Origin of the sequence: Algoriphagus lutimaris (assembly GCF_017051705.1) — a bacterium.
In the GTDB taxonomy this organism is placed as follows: domain Bacteria; phylum Bacteroidota; class Bacteroidia; order Cytophagales; family Cyclobacteriaceae; genus Algoriphagus; species Algoriphagus lutimaris.
Map to the genome: position 1 here is coordinate 554,021 of NZ_JAFIDJ010000002.1, position 17,669 is coordinate 571,689.

The window sequence follows — 17,669 nt, forward strand, 5'->3', positions numbered from 1 at the left end:
AAAAATCTGACTAAAGAAATTAAGATGATCTCCTTTTTCCGCAAAATCCGTCAAAAACTCCTAGCTCAAAATAGAGTGACCAGATACCTAGCATATGCTGTAGGTGAAATCTTTCTAGTGGTGATTGGAATTCTCATTGCCTTACAGATTAACGAATGGAATCAGGAACGGATTAATAAGAAAGTCTCTCTACAACTTCACCAACGACTTCTGGAGGATTTCGAGTTGATAGAAACTCGTACTCAAAATTCTATTTCAGATGCAACTGAGTCTATGGAGCTTATAAATTTCGCACTTTTCTGCTTTGATCAGAAAAGCATTCCAAAAGGAGAAGAAGAAAAATTTGACCTTGCCATTCGACAATTTTACCGATTTACTTATCCAGCCTTGCCAATGGCTACCTACGATGAAATGAAAAGTAATGGGAAGCTTGACTTGATTTACAACTTAGAGGTCAGAAACCAACTGAACGCCTTTATCAGCCTACTAGAATCGACCGAATTAATATTGGGAAATGCAGGGCAATCAATTCAAAACAATCTCATTTATTATGACAAATACATCCGATCAGAAACTAATCCACAGACATTGAGTATTTCTTTTTTTTATGACTTTGAAAAAATGGCAAATGATCCAGAATACCAAAATAAATTATCAAGAGTAGGTGTAAACTGGAGGGCAGTAGCTTTTTTCAACAAGGGAATTCAAAAACAAGTAGGAAACTTAAGAAGCCTGATTGAAGCAGAAATAATCAAACTAAAATGATCTTATTTTTTCGAAAAATCCGCCAAAAACTCCTTTTCAACCTGCCCGCTGGCAAGGCAGGAAACAGGATCACTAAATACCTGACCTATGCGATTGGTGAGATAGCCTTAGTCATGATCGGAATTCTTTTGGCCCTTCAGGTAAATAATTGGAATGAAAATCGTAAAGCTCAGATATTTGAAAGGGATATTCTTTCTTTAATTGATCAAAACCTTTCTAGGGATTCAGTCTTGATTGCAATAGAACTTCAGAAGGCTGTACTAGCGAACCAAATCACGGACTCCATTTTAAATCAAGTTGAACTCGGAATTTATGATGAGCAATTGAATAGATGGATGGGTAAAGTAGTTCGATTTGAACGCTTTAAATCGCAATCAAGTGGATTTGAAGTATTAAAGTCAAAAGGAATAGACCTATTATCCGACAAGAAGCTCCAGGTTAATTTGATTAATTACTATGACGAAACATTGTTTAGGGTCTATCAGTCGATCTTGGATGTAGAAAATTCCTTCAATGTGGATTGGGTCCCTGTGGTAAAAAGCGAATTCAATGACTTTGATTATGAGGACTACCTAGAGCCACGAAACCCGAAAGATTTTTTTGAAAACCCAAGCCACATCGTTCTTTTTAAACTATTTCAAGATAATCGACAAGGGGCTATCCTTAGAATGGAAACTGCTCTAAAAGAATTATCAGACCTGAAAATTCTCATTAAAAATCAGAATCAATGATCTCCTTTTTCCGCAAAATCCGTCTAAAGTTCCTTTCGCAGAACCGTGTTACGCGATACCTGATTTATGCTTTGGGTGAGATACTGCTTGTCGTAGTCGGGATTTTAATCGCTTTGCAAGTGAATAACTGGAATGAGGGTAGAAAACAGGAAAAAATCTCCGACCAAACCCTCCATAGCCTTGAAGAAGAAATCAATGAAGCCCGTTCAAATCTGGATAAAATAATTTCTTTCAACGAGCGAATTTTAGGAATTTCAGACCTTTTCTTATATGGAGAGTTGACCAGTGATTCCTTGGAAAAGGATCCAACTCAAATTTTCTTTTTAACGACCTATGCATCCGCCACGTTAAACTTTACTATTACAGAGCAGGAATTAAGCTCCGAAAGAACTATTCTAGGCAGGCAGAGCCTGAATGAAAAACTACGTGAATCGCTTCAGGATTACTTGATGATGGGAGATCTAGAGGATTTATTAAAGAATTTCTGGAATAATCAAGTTCTCCCCTACTTTATCGAAAAGAAAATGATGGTGGTTTATAATCAGTTTCTGAAAAAAGAAACCATCAACAAGGAGGATGTACAACTAATTATAAATGAGGAAAAGTTTGTCAATTTAGTAGCAACTACAAATTCGATGAATTATCAATTTCTTATTTTATTGAAAAAGCTCGATCAAGACTTAGAAGAGTCATTGGCATTAATTAAGCAAGAAGCCCATGATTAGTATTTTCCGAAAAATCCGACAAAAACTTCTCCAACAAAATCGTGTTACCCGATATTTGGTCTATGCTTTGGGTGAAATACTTTTGGTTGTAATCGGGATTTTGATTGCGCTCCAAGTCAACAACTGGAATGAAAATAGAAAAGATGCAGAAAAAGAAATTCAATTATTGACAAATCTTCAGGTTGAATTTAAAGACAATCTGAAAGACTTGGATTCTATCACAATAGAAGTAGAAGAGGTAATATATTCCTTAGAAAAATTATTTGATTCTTTCTCGAAGGATCCATCTCCCTATTTGAGGGACTCAGTCGATAGGTGGATAGCTTCCGGCCTCCAATCTCCAAATTGGAAGCCAAGTCAATATATTCTAAATAGTTTAACCAGTTCTGGAAGTATTACCAACCTAAAAAACGAACGGTTAAAACTTTTACTATATCAATGGTCAAGACAACAAAATGAAATGTTGGAAGTACAGTTGAGATCAGAGGAGACAGGAGAGGAAATCATCTCATACGTCAAAGAGTTTGGGTCCTTAAGGAATATCGATACCACCCATTCTGATTTTAATTACAAATCTTCAACATTAGGGAAAAGTAATAGCGGTTTGCTATCAGATGTTAGATTCGAAAACCTGATCGATGATAAATTGTACATGTACAAATTAACTAAGAAATGGTTAGATACTGCCAAAAAAACATTGGAACAATTGATTGAAGAGACAAACAGTTAGAGGAATAATTTATGATTTGTTTCTTGCTTTATAGTTGGCCTGAACTGAAATAATCTTCTTCCATCAAAAGTTAAAATTGTCTTTTTTGAAGGAAAGCCAAGTGCATGATTTCCAATAATTTCCTTATCTTCTTGGAAGTTTTTATCAGCCATCACCAGCCTCATCATATTGAAGAAGTTTGTTATTATCCTTCTACTTTTTTTAAGCCAAACTGCATTTTGTCAGGAAGGTGCACAAAGAAGAACCATTCCTTCTCTCACCGATTGGGTTGAAGAAGTGAATAATTGGCCGGATGAAATTTACAGGCAGGAAAATCTTAAAATTTTGATCGACCCTATAAAGGACAAAGATTTCATTTCCTTTTCAGAATCCGTGGCCAATGATCCGGCTGATACAATACCAAGGCTGACTATAAACAAAAGGCTCATTATCTGGGACATTCAATTTAGGGATGATCAGTCGCTCTACAGTGATTTTGCATTGAAGAATTTACACTTCAAAGAGCGAGTAGATTTTTATAGAATAATGAATGGTAGGCTTTCCTTTAAAAATTGCGTCTTTGAAAATGAACACCAAGTTCGTATCATCAATACGCTTTTTTATTTGGGTTATTATGATTGTGAATTCAAGGATGAATTTAGAAACAACAATCCTCAGGAGCCACTGGATATCCTCTTTTATAACTGTCAATTTCATAAGTCATTTGAGCTTTCCAGTGACCAAGGTGTCCCAAATGTTTATATCAAAAATTCAACCTTTGAAGACATAGTCAGCTTCAATGAAACCAGCAAGTATAACACGGTGAGCATTGACCAAAGCACCTTCAAATCTGATCTATTATTAAGTCGCCTTCAAATTGACAATACGCTAGAAGTAAAAGCTTCCAACATTTCATTTATCAACCTGGATGGTAGCAAACTTCCAACTGAAAACACTTATCTCCCATTCCGTCAAATCAGTCATAAAATCGGTGTTCAAAACCTACCGGATCAGACTTATTTTTTCGCGAACAAAGCTGAGGACTTTTCTTCCAAAACAGACTACGATCATGTAATAGCTCAATACGCAAAACTATTGGCGGTCTATAAATCCAGATCGGAAATGGATAGCTATAATGATTGCTACGTGGAGATGCGAGATAAGCAAACTGCTTATTCCCAATACCTTTATAAAAAAGATCGTTCTTTTGAAAACTGGCTGGTTTTTTCTCTCAATCGATTTTTAAAAATTTTCAGTGATTATGGTACACGTCCATCCAAAGCCATTTTGTTTTCTATCTATGTGATACTAGGATTTGCCCTCATCTATCTTTTCTTTCCTAATTCCTGGGATGCCCATGGCAAAAATCGAATCCTTAACCGTTACCGCTTCTTCATCAAATACCTGCAGCGAAATGCTGGTGTCCACGAAGTATATCTCGAAGAAAAAAAACAGGATCTAATGGGGTACGAGGAATTCAAAATTCTGATTTCCAATTCGGAAAAATCCGTACCGAGGTTCTTTTCTGCTACAGCCCTTCCGCTCTATCAATGGGCTGTATCAGGTAAACGCCTAACGGCTAAAATCCTAAGTAAATTCGATATCTTGAAAGGAACATGGGAAGATCTTCCTACAGGCCAAAAAGCCTGGAAGTCATTTCTGTTGGTTGGAACTTTCTTGATAGCTCTGGCTTATGATCTGTTGATTAAAGTATTGAATGCACTCATGCTCTCCATCAATACCTTCACCACCTTGGGTTTTGGAGAGATTCCCCTCAAGGGATTACCCAGGTACCTCGCAATTATCCAGGGGTTCATCGGCTGGTTTATGTTGACCATATTCTCTGTTTCATTGATATCTCAATTATTGAATTGATATGAAATCGAGCATGCTCCAAATGGCACACACTGGTATGATTACCAGCTTTGCGAGATACCCCGTCCAAATGGTGTCAGCCGGGCCGGCATGTCCCATAAAATTATAAACATATGAAAAGATTAATTATCACACTCAAAGAAAAATGGCCGGAATACATCCTGGAAATCCTTGTGATTACTATTGGTATTTATGGCGCTTTTGAATTGAATAATTATGGAGAAAACAAAACCCGGCGAAAAGCAGAACTTGAAATCCTGAAAGGCTGCAAGACAGAATTGATGATCGATCAGGCTGAAATTGATTTAAATATAGGTGAACTCAGGAAAAGCAAGGGCTCTTTAGACCTGCTCTTGGAAGTCTTGGAAAATGACGGCTCTTACCATGACTCGCTTGCTTTTCACTTCAATTATACACTTCTTCCGATGCATTTTGTTCACTCGACTAGCTCCTTTGAAACTGCAAAATCCAGGGGACTCGACATTATTTCCAATGCGGATATTCGGACTAAGTTGATCTCGCTGTATGACTCGCAGTATGATTTTTTCCTACAGGGAGAGGCAGAGGAATTGGCCGAGGTACAGTATGGGATGAGGCATATCCTGCCGGGTCGGTTTGAAGCAGGTTATAATTATCCGAATTCGGATTATACGTTTTCAGGAACCATGGTTCCCAACGACTTCGAATCCCTCAAAAGAGACCAAGAGTACCTTTATTTTATCAAAACACAGAGTAATCGTACCAGATCGTATATCGAGTTCTTTTATACAAATCTTAAGAAATCAGTTGTATCTATGATCCAGGATCTGGAGGAAGAAATCAAAAGACTCGAATCATGAAAAAAATCCTTACCACACTCAAAGAAAAATGGCCGGAATATATCTTGGAGATTCTGGTGATCACCATCGGTATTCTGGGTGCTTTTGCACTAAATAATTGGAATGAGCAAAAAAAAGAAAATGTCAGAAAATCCTTACTTCTAAATGCCTTAGTTCAGGAGTTTGAATCCAATCTATCACAATTAAATGAGGTTATTTTTTACGATGAATTAGTCTCAACAAGCTCTCTTAGATTATTGCATTTAGAGGAAAAAGAGATGGATATGATTCCTGAAGATACCATGAGATTTCTACTTCAAAATTCAAATTATATTTGGACATTTGACTCTAGATCAGGGGCATTAAGATCAGGTATTTCATCTGGTGATATTCATTTGATTCAAAATGACAGCTTGGTAAATCTATTGTTCAGCTGGCAAGATATAGTCAGTGATGCGAATGAAAATGAGTCATGGAGTTTAAATCACCGAATGAACAAAGACTTTGTGATAGAGAAGTATGTTCCGAAAGTCACCTATCGGAGTTTCGCCAACAAAGAAATGGGCGTAAGCAAGCATCCTGCTAACTATAAAAAACTGATTTTAGCCCCTGAATTCGAAACCTATATTACAGAACGGTACAGCCACATGAACGACGCCCTGAAGGAATTATATCAGGTAAAGGAGTTAAACACCCTTATCTTGCAACTCATTGAAAATGAGTTGAAAAATTAGCAATATTATGATTTTATTTTTTAGAAAAATCCGGGAGAAACTTATTCAAAAAAATCAGGTCACAAGATATCTGGTTTATGCTGTTGGAGAAATTGGCTTGGTTATGATCGGAATATTGCTTGCACTTCAAGTAAATAACTGGAATGTGGATAAGCAATCCAAAAAATGGCAAACAGACTTTTTAGTTGACACGCAAAACGAGTTAGAAAAAGACAAACGGCAATTAGAAGAAATAATCAAATTTCAGGAATCAAAAGAACTTAAATCATTAGAATTAATTCCCTTACTTGAAAAGCCGATACCTGATAAAAAAGATAAAATTGATTCTTTGTTTTCCTATTTAAGTTCGAGCAATGCCACCTTTTTTCCAAACGTCGGTGTTTTTGAAAATGCTTTATTTGCAGGAAAAATTGATTTGGTAGAAAACGATGAACTGAAATACACCATTATGGACCTTTACATGAGATCCTATAAAAGGTTAGTCTATAATGGTGAAATATATGATGAGCGCTATGACCTGGTTTCTTAGGAAAGGAAAAAGTATTTTAATAAAATCAAACAATCTATTAATTCTTGGGAGCAGGTAATATCACAGGAGTTTTACTCCCATGTTGAATTCCTGTACATACAAAATGAGATTTATACCCGATTGGCGAAAACAAGTCTTCAAGAAATTCAGAAAGTAATTCAAGCTATTGAAGCTGAAATTGCATAAACTACCAAATAACAAACCACACATACATTGATTTCATTTTTTAGAAAAATCCGTCAACACCTCCTAGCTCAAAATAGAGTGACGAGATAGCTCGCCCATGCTGTTGGGGATGCTTTTTCAGAAACATCCTGTGTTTTAATTACCTAAGTCCTCATTCAGACGAAGCAGGATAAAAGGATTTTTAATCCTAAAAAATACTTGCACCCAGAAAGGATTTCTGAAAATTATCGTAGAAAAAAAATTCCCCCTCTTCCGAATGGAAAAGGAGGAGTTGGTCACCCTTTTAGCTTAAAAAAAAAATTCAATCAATATATTTGTTCTCAATATTTAGAGATGCGGTAAATCACATTTTTTCCCCCACCCGAAACATAAATATCTCCAGATTGGCCGACAGCCACCCCATCAAACCAATAAGTTGGAGTCACAAGATTTTCTAAATTAATGGGAGCAGCACTCAGTTTGAGTCCGTCAGCTACCGTGGTTACTACTCCGGTTGCCAAGTCAACACGCGATAATCGAGAAGCCTCAGATTCCACAACCAACAATCCGCCTTCTTTATCCCAAGCCAATCCTTCAGGGCCTTTAAATCCAGTTGCAAGTGCTACTGGGATGTTGTCTGGTCCTAGCTGCCAGATGGTTCCAGTAGCGAAATCGGCCGCCCATAAAGTTTCTCCATCAGTTGCCAATCCGCTTGGTGCAAGTAGAGTCCCTCCCGGAAATATAGGTGACTGGTCACTTGCACGGACCACGCCGCCGGCGAACAGAGCGGACACAGCAATATCATCTTTGAATCGGATGGCATCGATAGGAATACTAGGTATCTCAAAAGCCTGAAGTACCTTATCAGTCTGTGGATTCCAAACCTGAACCAAATTGGAAAACCAGGAAGAAACGATGAGATTCTCCCCGTCTGCCGAAAGAGTGAAAGGAGTGGTCAGATTATTATCCGGATCTCCGAGCAAGTCGCCCTTATAATCCATTTCCTCCTTACCGGTGAGCCCATTGAATTGTCTCAATCGAAACAAGTCGGCAACAAACAAAGCATCTTGGTTATTGGCCCCCGGCAAAACAGCCAAGCCCATGGGCCCGATCATCCCTGCACCACTTACCGTGCGAGGCTGTCCACTAGGTAGAATTTCTACTATTGATCCATAACCCGCATTTGAGATAAATAGGGAGCCCTTGGAGTCGAAGGCCAGGTTATCGAGATCCGGTTGAATTTTGACAAGGAGTGTTTTTTCTCCGGTCTGGGTATTTACTTTAAACACCTCTCCTGATTGATCCAATACATGCAAAACTCCTTTTGAATCAAACTTCGCTGCAACGGGTACAGTAAAGCCTTCTGACACGATTTCGGCAGTTCCATCTTCAAAAGGTTTGGTGGAAGGAGGAGTCCCTGGCCCTCCTACGTTTACCCGGATCACTTTCCCTCCTGCAAATTGAGGTCCGTACAATTTTCCATCTGGACCAAAATCAAATGCATTAAAAAATGCAAGAGGGAAAAAAAAGTTTTCCTCGGCGGCAACAATAATCGGTCTAGGTGGGTCATTGAAGTCGGGGTCCAGCTCGTACAAGCCGTCACCCAGAAAGCAAAGCCCGACAAACAAACGACCATCCTCTGAGAACGTAATTGGGTTAACCCCAGGTGCCACAAACTGCTCGGTCACTACTCCAGCAGGATTCCTTCGCTTTACAAATCCAGTGAAAATATCTGTCCAATACAAAGACCCATCCGGTCCAAATGCCAAATCATCCGGTGTAGTCACCCCTTCATTTGGTCCAAGTCGATTCAAGATTTTGCCGTTCTGACTATTCATCACGATAATTTCCTGCGAATTCACTGCTCCGATGTAAAGGTTGCCATCAGGGCCAAAGTTGATGCCATTGGCACCCTTTATGGGTGAGCCAGTGGCAATCTCCTTAACTAGAGTATTAGATTTTTTTTTGCTATTGGCCCCTAGAGGTATTAGTTCATTAAATTCTTGGCATGCTGAAATTGCGGCAGTAATGACCAAAACTGCCAAAAAGGAAGACATTTTACGTTTCATGAATCATGAGTTTTAATGGTTAAAAATTTTGAAATGAAAGGTAATTTGAATGTAAAAAGCAGGACTTAGCTATTGTTTCAAATGCATTAGATATGGTTCCAAATCCAAAAAAATTAGGCTTAACTGTTTAATTGGTCACGAAGGATAGATTAAGGAAAAGCTGAATCAGATCAAAGATGAAAAACCGGTTTTTAAGCTAAAAATTTATCCATTTCTAAATTACCTATGGATCAACTACAAAATAAAAAAAAGCCACAGTCTACAAGTCAATGGCTTTTTGAATTCTCTAATCTATGTTTATGTAGAAGCTAATGTAAAGACCTGCCTAAAACATTGGTTTATCTATTGATTCATAAACTTTAGACTTTGTTCCAATTCATTCAAAAAGTTGATTACGCCTGTTTTTTAATACAGAAAGAATAAATTCATAAGAATTTGAATCCTCTGATCAGCCTTGGAAAACCTGGTCTTTTGTTTAGAAAAAAGGATTACCCTTTTCTATAAAAGCTCGGTGCCTGCCCAAACTCTTTGATAAATTCCTGTGTAAAATGGCTGGGATTACTGTAGCCTACTTCATAGCCAATTTCAGAAATATTTAAACTAGAATTTTCTAAAAGTCTTATGGCCTCCTGCATACGAATGGTTCGGATCACCTGAGAGGTTGATTTATTAGTCAAAGCCTTCAGTTTGCGATGAAGCTGGGTCCGGCTGACGCCTAGCATTTTACAGATCTCCGAGATACCAAATTCTTCATTTCCCATTTCACTTTCTATGAGATCTCGGATTTTTTTAAGGAAGGCATCCTCTTTCAATTCAGAAGATGTCTTTGGCCCGGGTAGGGTCTTCAGCCCTTCATATCGGGTAATGAGTTTTTGTCGGACCTCTATCAATTTACGAAGCCTAATCTCCAACTCATTTTTATTAAAAGGCTTGGTCAGGTAAGCATCGGCTCCTGTTTCCAATCCGGCCAAACGGGAGTCCATGTCAGCCTTAGCGGTAAGTAGGATGATAGGGATATGACTGGTTCGTTCATCGTTTTTTAACCTTTCCACCACTTCAAAGCCGTCCTTTTCTGGCATCATTACGTCGGAGACGATAATATCCGGGATTATTTCAATAGCCAGGTGAATTCCTTGAAGACCATTTCTTGCTTTCTGAATTCGATAGTGTCCCCTGAGGCAAAGTTCCAAATAACCTAAAATATCCTCATGGTCTTCGATAAGCAATGCGAGTGGAAGGCTTTCATCGTAATTTTCTTCCACCCCAATTGCGGAGGCTTTTAGTGTATCCTTGACAAAAGGCTTTGAATTTTGGGTCAATTCAACCGCAGAACCTTTGGGAGCGTGGTTTCGGATGGGTAGCCTAAGCGTAAATTCTGAACCTTTTCCAAGCTGACTGCTAGCCTCAATAGTTCCTGCCATGAGTTCGACGAGTTCTTTGGTAAGTGCCAATCCAATTCCACTACCTTCCTCAGTTCTGGTGGCGGAGTCATCCACCTGAAAAAATCGGTCAAAAATCCGCGATAATTGTTCAGAGGGTATTCCTTTACCTGTATCGACAACCCTCAATTCAAGCATATCTTCTCCTTCTTTAACCCTGATTTTTTCCATCTTGAGGTAGATGTTTCCACCGGATGGAGTGAATTTGATCGCATTGCCTATGAGGTTAGAAAAAATGATTTGAATTTTTTCCGGATCAAAGTCCATACGCAAGGTCTCTAAGTCTGTAAAAAAGTGTATCCGGATATCCTTAGAGTCTGAATAAGAGTGAAAGGATTCTGTCAAATAGTGTAAATACTCCAAAATATCATCATGGATCATTTTTGCAGTTAAAACCCCAGATTGAAGTTTGGACAAATCCAGGATCTGATTGACCAGCCTTAATAATTGGACACCATTCCGCTTGATCATAGGCAATCCATCCCTCAAGTTTTCCACCGTCGGGTGACTCAATATATAGTCTGAAATCCCTAAAATTACAGTTAAGGGGGTTCGGAATTCATGGGTCAAATTGGTATAGATTCTGGTTTTAAACTGATCCAATTCCTTTAGCTGGATCACTTCAGCTTGGGCCAGTTTTCTTCTCAACAAAAAGCTATAAATAAAGTAAAGGATCAAAAACATCACTAAGCCATACCCCAGCCATGCCCACCATTGGGTAAACCATGGCGGCCTAATTGTAATAGGTATGGATCGCTGACCCAGCTTTCCGTATCGATTTGTAGCAAGGACATGAAAAATATAGTCTCCCGGGGGTATGGAATAATAATTGGCAGTATAGGATGAGCCGCTTCTCCAGTTTTGATCAAAGTTTTCCAGCTTATAGCGGAGGTTTTTCTCAGATTCCTCAGTCACGAAATCAATAATGCCAAATTCAAGGGTAAAGGTGTTTTGATTGTATGCCAATTGAATCTCATTAGTTTCATTGAGATGCTTCGGAAGGATTTTTTTATCCGTTTGGGATGAAATATTACGGTCACCCAGAAAAAAAGCAGAGAAATACGGAATAGGCTCATCGGGATATTGCTTTTCCAATTCTCCCGGATAGAAAGAAAAATACCCTGAAGCATTTCCGACAAAAATCTCCTTTTCCTTGGAAATAAATGCATTTTTAGAGTAAAATCCAGTCTCGTTAGGTTTTTTCCAACTGTACCCAAAAAGGGCTGCGTTATTAGTTTCGGGATCCAATCGAATGAACCCAATATCTGTGTACAACCAAAGAAATTTTGAATCATCCTCAACTAATCCTGTGATGAGAAGCAAATCTGTAATTAGACCGGTATTGTCGTAGTACCGATTAAAAATTCCTGTTTCCGGATCTAATAAAAAAAATCCTGACCTGTAGGAACTGGCCCAAATTCGCTTTTTGCTATCTTCAAAAATTTCGATAATACGCACCCCTGTACTATCTAAAAATCTTTCAAAATCAGCTGATTCTTTGCGAAAGAGGTTAATGCCATTACCTGTACCTACCCAAACTCTTCCATTGGAATCTTGAAGGAGACTATGCACATCGAATGCGCTTAAACTGTTGGGATTGTTTGGGTTAGGGGTAAAATGCTTAAATTTTCCGCTTTTTGAATTGAACAGGTCAAGTCCGCGATTTGTGCCTATCCAGATAGTATCCTCACCGATAGGCAAAATGACATGTTGAAACGAAGAGGAAAGACCGTTTTTACCCTTCTCCTCCGGTCCATATAGCTTGTAGGTCATTGTCTGTCGATCGAAAAAGTACGCTCCACCCCATCGGTTGGCGACCCATAAATTGTATGCTTTGTCAAATTTTAGATCATTTATTGTTACTGATCTCAATGTATTTTGGACAAAAGTGAAAAAACTATCCCTTGATTGGTTCAAGTCATGGCCAAACACGCCTTGCCCGGTGCCAATCCAAACGCCAGTTTCTTGGTCTTGGGCAAAGACCATTGCTCGTGTTCCGATAGGGGTATGTTCAAAATTATTTTTAAAAGTGGAGATTTGAAACAACACTTGATTCTCTGTCTCGGGCTCCCATCCCGAAACCCATATAAGATTATCCTTGGTTTTCAGCAAGGACCGAAAGTCATTTTTCTCCATGTAATTCGGTCCAATTCCCGAAATCCCAAAAAACTCAATGGTCTTCGATTTCGGATTGTAGCGGTTGATTCCTCCCGCATAAGTTCCGATCCAAATACACCCTTGAGAATCTTCATTGATAAAGCTAATGTGATCTACTGCATAGCGAGCGTTTGGGTTGACAGGTGGACGGGAGAATGCATGTGGATTGTTAGGGACGTTGGGCAATCGTTGGAATGTACCTTGTTCCCGGTCCATGATATGGAGTCCATCCCCATCTGAACCGACGTAAAAATTACCTTTGCTGTCTTCAAACATAGCCCGAATCCTATTTCCAACCAGTGACTTCGGGTCTTCCGGATCATGTGTAAAATGAGTAATCAAACCGGATTCTTTTTCAAAATGGTACAAACCTGATGAATGATAATCATTAGGATCGAAAGGGTCGCCTGCGCCAATCCAAATCCGTCCGGCATGATCCTCATAGATACTTCTTACTGTTGCCTCGGTAATGGAACGACCAGCAGGTGTGTCGTCTTGTATATGAACAAAATGCCCGGTCTTCCTGTCCAAGGTATCGAGTCCTTTTGCTGTTCCAATCCATAAGGTACCCGAGCGATCTTCCAGAAGAGCATTTACCCGATTGTCACGAAGACTAGTGGTATCGCTTGAATCATGTTCGTAATGTGTGAAAGTTTCAGTAGCAGGATCAAGTCTATCCAAGCCCTCAAAAGAGCTCCCAATCCAGATAATCCCACCTTTTCCTGCATATAGGCATTCCAGCCGGTTGGTATGAAGGGAGCTGCTGTCATTTGGATTGGACTTAAAATACTTTTTATTCGTCCCATCGTATCTTACCAAACCATTGTAGTTGTCCGCAAGCCAGATAAAGCCCTTATCGTCCTGGCACATTCCCATAATATTGGTATGATTTGGATCAAAAATGAAAGGCACAGGAGAGATTTTAACCTCCTGACCAGTCGTAAGAAAAGAGGTTAAGAAAAAAATAATTAGAAAAAATAACCTAGCGCTTCTCATCTACTTAAAACAATTAGCAATCAACAACTTAGCCCTATTATTTTTAATAGCAAAAAAAGGAATAGTGAGAATAAAAAAATCCCGCTGGAATTTCGGAAGAAACACCATATCAAAATCAGAACCCTTAAATCCATAAGGCCTCAAAAATCCAGCATCAAGTTATATCCATACTTTCCCTTAACTTACTTAAAGCTATGCAACTAGTTGACCTTTAATTCATTTCTTACCCATTTATGATTCAATTTTTCTGGGAAACCCGTCAGAAAACTCCTCGAAGAAAATCCAGTGACTTATTTGCTCTCCATTATTCTAGGATTTATCGGCTGGTTTATATTGACTATATTCTCAGTGTTATTGATTTCGAAATTGTTGAACTAAGACGTCATTCCTGTCGGAGCAAAGCGGAATTCAGGTATCTTTTCCAGTGCCCCCATTGCTTATTGAGCGAAACGAAATTCAAGAATCTACCCCTAGTTCTTGATCTCTAAAACTCTTCCTGGTGTCCATGGGGCTTGATTTGCGTCAAGCTCCGCATTGATGGCCGGTACATCAACCTCTATCAGTTGCTTCAGACTTGCAATGACTGGATTCAAATAGTTCTCTGCAATTCTTTTTACCTCTTTAGACGTAGTAGTGGGGTCGGTTAAACTGGTAGATCCGGAATAAATTGCTGTATTCACCCGACTACTTAGCGATGGCGCCTGATCGATTTCTAGTTCTCTTTTGATTGGATCCCCAAACATGGTCAGCTCAATCTCATCCAATACATTTTCCATGGCATCAATTTTTTCATCCAGAGAGGCACTTTTCACTACTCTTGCAGCTGCCTGGTAATATTTCAATGCTTCACGCAATTGATTATAAGAATTTCTCGCACCATTTGCTGATTTGGAAAGCTCCATTAGTTCCTGATGAAAAGCGAGCATAGCTGCGGGATCTGACATCGGGACGGTTTGGTTATCCAAGGTTTTTACTTCGAAGGATACCGCTTCTGTGAGTGGAGTTATTTCACCATTAATACTCTTTGCTAGCTCCACAGTATAGGTTCCAGGCAGCACCATAATTCCTGAAGGGAGGTCCTTCATGGGATCTGCGAGACTAGGATTCACTTGATCGATAGCAGGATACGTTAAATCCCAGTATACTCGATTAATTCCTTCAGTCGCACCGCTCCTAATCTCATTGACCACCTCACCATTTACATCTTTAATGGTGAAAATCAGGAAGGGTTTTTCTTCGTCTTGCTCAGCTTTTAGCTGCTCGTAGCTAGGATAGTAAACAGTCTCACCGGCTTTCCTTTTCTCTTCTTCAGTTTTCTTTCGCTCACTTTCAAGCGTAGGGTATTTCTCCTTCAGAAAATAAGTAAAAGCAGCTCCAAATGGGGGGTTTTCACCTAAATAGTAGGTCTCACCCTGAAATCCTTTTGGCCCTAACCAAGAGATGGTTTTACTTGCAGCAATGGGACTATATGGCTCGTACTGCAATGCTTCCGAAACGGGGAAAATATGTGCTTCTTTTTCTAAAAGCTCATTGGATAATTCGCGCAATGCGGAGTAATCATCCAGGATATAAAACCCCCTACCAAATGTACCCAATACCAGGTCCTTTTCTCTTTCCTGAATGTTAATGTCTCGTACAGCGATGGTGGGTAGTCCTTTTGATAGCTTTTGCCAATATTGTCCACCATCGAGCGAAGTATAACACCCAAACTCAGTACCAACAAATAATAAGTTTGCAGCTACAGGGTCTTCTGCAATAGCATAAACGGATCCTTTTTCGGGCAGATTAGCTTTAATGGTTGTCCAGCTTTTTCCCATATCCGTGCTTTTCAAGATATAGGGTTTAAAATCACCTTGTTTGTGATTATTAAATGCCGCATAAACGGTATTCTTATCATGAGCAGAAGCGATGATTTCATTCACATAGGTCATGTCAGGCACGCCTGGAAATGAACTGTAGCGTGTCCAGCTCTCTCCTCCGTCTGTGGACACATGAATCAACCCGTCGTCTGTACCAGCGTAAAGTAAATTCTGATCAATTGGAGATTCTGCGATGGCCACAATGTTACCATAAGGTGTAGTCGATGCATGCTTTGCCACTGCATCCATAGGCCATACCTTGCCCATTACTTCTAGCTTGTTTCGATCTATTCCTCTAGTCAGATCACCACTCACTTCACGCCAGCTCTCGCCCATATCATCACTTCGATGTACTCGATCAGAAGCATAGTACAAACGTTTGTGGTCGTGACTACTGACAAGTAAAGGTGCATCCCAATTCCAGGTATAGGAATAGTCTCCATCCAAAGGCTGTGGTACAATGTTCTTTGTCTGACCGGTTTTCCTGTCAAATCTGGCCAGGTTACCATACTGCGATTGACTGTAAATAATATCTGGGTTTTCAGGATCCACATGTGGTTCAAAACCATCACCCAAGGTCGTCACGAACCAATTGCGATTGCTGATTCCAGTAGTTTCAGTCGTTTGAGAAGGTCCACCGAATGTGAAATTGTCCTGTGTTCCTCCATAAACAAAATAGAAGGGATAGTCATTGCTTACTCCTAGCTTATAAAACTGTGTCACTGGAAGATTTGGGAAGAAACGCCAAGTTTTTCCTCGATCCCATGACTCGTAAACTCCCCCATCATTTCCATTCAGTAAATAATTTGGGTTCTTAGGATCAATCCACAGCGCATGATTATCGATGTGCTTGTTCTTCTCACCAACATTTTTGAATGCCTTACCTCCATCTTCAGAAACGGCTGCATAGGTATCCATCACATAGACAAGCTCTACATCTACCGGATCTGCTATCACCTCTTGGTAATAGAGTCCACTGGTTGTAAAGTCACTTTGACGCACCCAGGATTCCCCAAGGTCTGTGGATTTATAAAACCCACCTTTATCTTCCTGTGCTTCCACTATGGCATAGATCACGTCTGGATTAGCAGGAGAAATATCCAGTCCAATTCGTCCTAAATCACCACTCGGAAGTCCATTGACAATCTTACGAAAATTCTCTCCTCCGTCTGTTGACTTGTAAACAGAGGATTCGGGTCCACCACTGATGTAGGTAAACACATGGCGTCTCCTTTGGTGCGCCACTGCATAAATCACATTGGGGTTTCTAGGGTCGAGATGCACCTCATGAATGCCTGTATGCTCATTGATATCCAAAATCTTTGTCCAAGTATCTCCTCCATCTATCGTTTTATATAATCCGCGATCACCTCCAGCACTCCAAAGCGGACCAGCAGCCGCTACATATACCACATCTGAATTGTTCGGATCAATGGCAATCATCCCAATGTGCTCTGAGTTTTTGAGCCCCTTATGCTCCCAGCTTTTTCCTCCATCCTTACTTTTATAAATCCCATCCCCATAGGCTACACTTCGCTGGTTATTGTTTTCTCCTGTTCCAACCCAGATGACGTTATGGTTATTGGGATCCATCTCCACCACCCCGATGGAGTAAGAGCCCTCAGCTTCAAATACCGGATCAAAATTGAGCCCTTTGTTGGTGGTTTTCCAAACCCCTCCTGCGGCAACGCCCACATAAAATTCACTTGGATTGTCTGGGTTTACAGCAAAATCAGCGATCCTGCCCGAAGTGAAAGCAGGTCCTATAGATCTGAAGGAAAGACTATTCCAATTGGTTTTATAAATGGCAGGTTTATCATCTTCCTTTTTTTGAGCTACTGCGAAAAAAGCAGAACCGGTAAGTAGTAGAAGCAACAGCGAAAAAGCGATGGTTTTTTGTAGCATAAGAAGTTACTTAGGTCAGTAGTATAGAGGAAGTTATAAAAATTCTTAGAAAATAGCAGGTTTCTCTACCCAAAAGGCCAGCCTGAACCAAAATGGGTAGCAATCATTGGGGATCGCAAATTTCACTTTGGATACCAAAAAATGGTGCTAATTCCCACCAATTCCCTAGTATTAGTTATCCGATAATCTGCAG

General features: G+C 39.7%; 11 protein-coding genes. 8 read left to right on the forward strand and 3 right to left on the reverse strand.

Translation table 11 applies throughout. The features are described from left to right. Positions 1-24: 24 nt before the first annotated feature. From JYB62_RS13245 to JYB62_RS13280, 8 genes are all read left to right on the forward strand, one after another. The gene (locus tag JYB62_RS13245; protein ID WP_205645905.1) at positions 25-765 is read left to right on the forward strand and encodes a hypothetical protein; all 741 of its coding nucleotides are present in this window, start codon (positions 25-27) and stop codon (positions 763-765) included. Continuing rightward, positions 762-1,496 carry a DUF6090 family protein gene (locus JYB62_RS13250; protein WP_205645906.1) on the forward strand — a complete coding sequence of 245 codons (735 nt, stop codon included), beginning with the start codon at positions 762-764 and terminating at the stop codon, positions 1,494-1,496. Before JYB62_RS13245 ends, JYB62_RS13250 begins: the two co-directional genes overlap by 4 nt. After that, positions 1,493-2,221 carry a DUF6090 family protein gene (locus tag JYB62_RS13255; protein ID WP_205645907.1) on the forward strand — a complete coding sequence of 243 codons (729 nt, stop codon included), beginning with the start codon at positions 1,493-1,495 and terminating at the stop codon, positions 2,219-2,221. The genes JYB62_RS13250 and JYB62_RS13255 overlap by 4 nt, the downstream gene beginning before the upstream one ends. Further along, complete coding sequence (locus tag JYB62_RS13260; protein WP_205645908.1) at positions 2,214-2,951, forward strand: DUF6090 family protein; 738 nt, start codon at positions 2,214-2,216, stop codon at positions 2,949-2,951. The genes JYB62_RS13255 and JYB62_RS13260 overlap by 8 nt, the downstream gene beginning before the upstream one ends. 168 nt (positions 2,952-3,119) lie before the next feature. Further along, a complete protein-coding gene (locus JYB62_RS13265) occupies positions 3,120-4,805 on the forward strand; it encodes a potassium channel family protein (protein WP_205645909.1) in 1,686 nt (561 codons plus the stop codon). A 113-nt stretch (positions 4,806-4,918) separates the two neighbouring features. After that, a complete protein-coding gene (locus JYB62_RS13270) occupies positions 4,919-5,644 on the forward strand; it encodes a hypothetical protein (protein WP_205645910.1) in 726 nt (241 codons plus the stop codon). Then, the gene (locus tag JYB62_RS13275) at positions 5,641-6,357 is read left to right on the forward strand and encodes a DUF6090 family protein (RefSeq protein ID WP_205645911.1); all 717 of its coding nucleotides are present in this window, start codon (positions 5,641-5,643) and stop codon (positions 6,355-6,357) included. Before JYB62_RS13270 ends, JYB62_RS13275 begins: the two co-directional genes overlap by 4 nt. Before the next feature lie 7 nt (positions 6,358-6,364). Further along, positions 6,365-6,886, forward strand: a complete 522-nt coding sequence (locus JYB62_RS13280; RefSeq protein WP_205645912.1) for a DUF6090 family protein — start codon at positions 6,365-6,367, stop codon at positions 6,884-6,886. A gap of 506 nt (positions 6,887-7,392) precedes the next feature. On the opposite strand, the gene JYB62_RS13285 is transcribed toward JYB62_RS13280, so the two are convergent. From JYB62_RS13285 to JYB62_RS13295, 3 genes are all read right to left on the reverse strand, one after another. Continuing rightward, the gene (locus JYB62_RS13285) at positions 7,393-9,120 is read right to left on the reverse strand and encodes an NHL repeat-containing protein (RefSeq protein WP_205645913.1); all 1,728 of its coding nucleotides are present in this window, start codon (positions 9,118-9,120) and stop codon (positions 7,393-7,395) included. A 488-nt stretch (positions 9,121-9,608) separates the two neighbouring features. Then, a complete protein-coding gene (locus JYB62_RS13290; RefSeq protein ID WP_205645914.1) occupies positions 9,609-13,628 on the reverse strand; it encodes a hybrid sensor histidine kinase/response regulator transcription factor in 4,020 nt (1,339 codons plus the stop codon). Between the two features lie 554 nt (positions 13,629-14,182). Further along, entirely contained in the window at positions 14,183-17,476 is a 3,294-nt protein-coding gene (locus JYB62_RS13295) for a VPS10 domain-containing protein (protein WP_205645915.1), read from the reverse strand. Positions 17,477-17,669: the final 193 nt, after the last annotated feature.

Excerpts from the sequence above, each read along its gene's own strand:
- JYB62_RS13245 (WP_205645905.1), top strand. The coding sequence starts at position 25 with ATGATCTCCTTTTTCCGCAAAATCCGTCAAAAACTCCTAGCTCAAAAT.
- JYB62_RS13250 (WP_205645906.1), top strand. The coding sequence starts at position 762 with ATGATCTTATTTTTTCGAAAAATCCGCCAAAAACTCCTTTTCAACCTG.
- JYB62_RS13255 (WP_205645907.1), top strand. The coding sequence starts at position 1,493 with ATGATCTCCTTTTTCCGCAAAATCCGTCTAAAGTTCCTTTCGCAGAAC.
- JYB62_RS13260 (WP_205645908.1), top strand. The coding sequence starts at position 2,214 with ATGATTAGTATTTTCCGAAAAATCCGACAAAAACTTCTCCAACAAAAT.
- JYB62_RS13270 (WP_205645910.1), top strand. The coding sequence starts at position 4,919 with ATGAAAAGATTAATTATCACACTCAAAGAAAAATGGCCGGAATACATC.
- JYB62_RS13275 (WP_205645911.1), top strand. The coding sequence starts at position 5,641 with ATGAAAAAAATCCTTACCACACTCAAAGAAAAATGGCCGGAATATATC.
- JYB62_RS13280 (WP_205645912.1), top strand. The coding sequence starts at position 6,365 with ATGATTTTATTTTTTAGAAAAATCCGGGAGAAACTTATTCAAAAAAAT.
- JYB62_RS13285 (WP_205645913.1), bottom strand. The coding sequence starts at position 9,120 with ATGAAACGTAAAATGTCTTCCTTTTTGGCAGTTTTGGTCATTACTGCC.
- JYB62_RS13295 (WP_205645915.1), bottom strand. The coding sequence starts at position 17,476 with ATGCTACAAAAAACCATCGCTTTTTCGCTGTTGCTTCTACTACTTACC.